This is a genomic window from Bacteroides sp., assembly GCF_052357945.1.
Lineage (GTDB): Bacteria > Bacteroidota > Bacteroidia > Bacteroidales > Bacteroidaceae > Bacteroides.
The window spans coordinates 1-2,692 of record NZ_DAWCXD010000280.1 but is presented as its reverse complement, the minus strand read 5'-3'; the positions used below and the strand labels follow the sequence as shown (position 1 = coordinate 2,692).

Here is a 2,692-nt window from a genome sequence, read left to right as displayed (position 1 = left end):
ATAACATTTTAACAAGCGAAAAGGTAGAAGATTGTCAACTGCTGATTCGCATTATACATTTGACGGGAATAGTTGTCGTTTATGAAAAATAATAACTATTTCTGTCTGTTTTATTTTTTCACCACAGATTACACAGATTCACACAGATTAAATAAATATGTATATCAGTACCCTAATTCACTATGGGTATTCAACGAAAATAAGAATAATCTGTGTAATCTGTGGTGAACTCTAAATGAGCATTTATCTCATTTCCGAACAGATCGTTTTCTTTTTGCCAAATGGAGTTTCCTTTTTATTAATCGGTAATTTCCTCTTGTGCTTTCCGTTCTTTTTTCTTATTGATAAATCCGATTTTCAGGTTAGCTTCCTCTTGTTCTTTTTTAATCTGTTCCATTGCAGAGAGGATTTGCGCTAATTCATAAACATTGGCTGCGGCTAGTCGGTCGGTGGGACTCATCGTTGTTTTATAGGTACGGTCGCCCATATATTCCACACGGATATTTTTGTCTTTATTGAGATGTAGGAATTCGATTACATTACCGTCTTCTCCCAGTTTGTAATCAGCTTTTTCTATTTTCTCGTTCATATCGGTTGTCTCGTAGCTGTCTTTAGAGCCCGGAGTTTCGGCAAAACTGCCGTCAGGAGCAATCACTTTCACTTTGTTGTGGTGGATATTGCCGGCACCGCAATAGATAGAGGTCATACTCATGATGCCTTGCTCGTTCACTTGGAAGCGGAGGTACGAACGGTGCATGTTTTTCTCAATGGTTTGTGTAGGCCAGAGGTAGTTGCCTATTTGTTGATATTCGGCATCTTTTTCTAGGGTGAATTTGTCTTTGATGGCGTTGAATTCTTTCGTTTTTGCCTGAAAGGTGCTATCCAGATAAGCAAGCGTTTTTTGCTGTGCTTTTGTTTCAACATCAAGCATTAGTGCCTGTCCTGCCTTACGTGCTTCGAACGCTTTGGGATACAGAATCTTGATACTGTCAATTTGTAACTTAGCTTCTTCATAGTCGCCACGTTCGTAGGCAGCCTTGGCAACCATCAGTTTTTCATTGGCTTTTTTCTCAAGGCCATTTCCGCAGGCAGCTAATGCCAGCGTACCACAAAAGAGGATAATCAGTTTTTTCATCACAAATTCTATTTACTAGTTTTATTATTTACATGAATAAGCAGTGTCCGTTTGCCATTCACTGTTCATCGTTCTGTTCTTCATTCACTTTATTAGCGGCAAAAATACAAATATATCCCTTATTTTTGTAATTTTGTCCCCTCAAAACTTATAACTAAAAAGAATGATAGAGTTGACTCAAGAGGAATTGAAGCAGCATTTTAGCGAACCCATCTTCGGACAGATAGCCGAAACGGCCGATGCGCTCGGCATGGAGTGTTATGTGGTAGGTGGCTACGTTCGTGATATTTTTCTGCAACGTCCCTCTAAAGATATAGATGTAGTAGTTGTAGGAAGTGGAATTGCAATGGCAGAAGCTCTTGGAAAACGGTTGGGACGTGGTGCTCATGTCTCTGTTTTCAAGAATTTCGGGACAGCACAAGTAAAATACAGAGGTACGGAAGTAGAGTTTGTAGGTGCCCGTAAGGAGTCTTATCAACGGGATTCGCGCAAACCGATTGTTGAAGACGGTACGCTGGAAGACGATCAGAACCGTCGTGATTTCACGATCAATGCTCTTGCTGTATGTCTCAATAAGGCACGTTTCGGCGAACTGGTAGACCCGTTCGGAGGCATGGAGGATATGAAGGAAAAGACAATCCGCACTCCGCTCGACCCGGATATCACTTTCAGCGATGATCCTTTGCGCATGATGCGTTGCATCCGTTTTGCTACGCAGCTGGGCTTTTACATTGACGATGATACTTTTGAATCGCTTTGTCGGAATAAGGAACGGATTGAAATTATCTCCCGTGAACGTATTGCGGACGAACTGAATAAGATTATTCTTTCTCCGATTCCCTCAAAAGGTTTTATTGATTTGGAACGTAGCGGTTTGCTGCCGTTGATTTTCCCGGAATTTGCTGCCTTGCAGGGAGTGGAAACACGGAACGGACGTTCGCATAAGGATAATTTTTATCATACATTGGAAGTGCTGGATAATATCAGCAAGAAGACTGATAACCTTTGGTTACGCTGGGCTGCTTTGCTGCATGACATTGCCAAGCCTGTCACGAAACGTTGGGAACCGAAAGCTGGATGGACGTTCCATAACCATAATTTTATCGGTGAAAAGATGATTCCGCATATCTTCCGCAAGATGAAGTTGCCGATGAATGAGAAGATGAAGTACGTGCAGAAGCTGGTTAGCCTGCACATGCGTCCGATTGTTATCGCGGATGATGTGGTGACAGACTCGGCTGTACGCCGTCTGCTTTTTGAAGCGGGTGATGATATTGACGACTTGATGATGCTCTGTGAAGCGGATATTACTTCCAAGAATATGGAACGTAAGCAGCGTTTCCTGAATAACTTCCAGTTGGTTCGACAAAAACTGAAGGATTTGGAGGAGAAAGACCGTGTCCGTAACTTCCAACCGCCCGTGAGCGGAGAAGAAATTATGGAGATTTTCGGTTTGGAACCTTGTCGTGAAGTCGGTGTTCTGAAAAGTGCTATAAAGGATGCTATCTTGGATGGAGTGATTCCGAACGAATATGAGGCTGCTCATGCTTTCATGCT

At 42.3% G+C, this 2,692-nt stretch carries 2 protein-coding genes; one reads left to right on the top strand and one right to left on the bottom strand.

What is annotated here, in order from left to right:
• Window positions 1-298 precede the first annotated feature (298 nt).
• On the bottom strand, window positions 299-1,135 hold the full coding sequence (locus ACT8YW_RS22815; RefSeq protein WP_444107238.1) for a hypothetical protein: 837 nt from the start codon (window positions 1,133-1,135) through the stop codon (window positions 299-301).
• Between the two features lie 163 nt (window positions 1,136-1,298).
• Here ACT8YW_RS22815 and ACT8YW_RS22810 point away from each other — a divergent pair.
• Window positions 1,299-2,692: CCA tRNA nucleotidyltransferase (locus tag ACT8YW_RS22810; protein ID WP_444107237.1), on the top strand; the 1,394-nt coding region annotated here is incomplete at its 3' end.

What these genes read in the sequence shown, in the direction of transcription:
- ACT8YW_RS22815 (WP_444107238.1), bottom strand. Translation starts at nt 1,135, where the DNA reads ATGAAAAAACTGATTATCCTCTTTTGTGGTACGCTGGCATTAGCTGCC.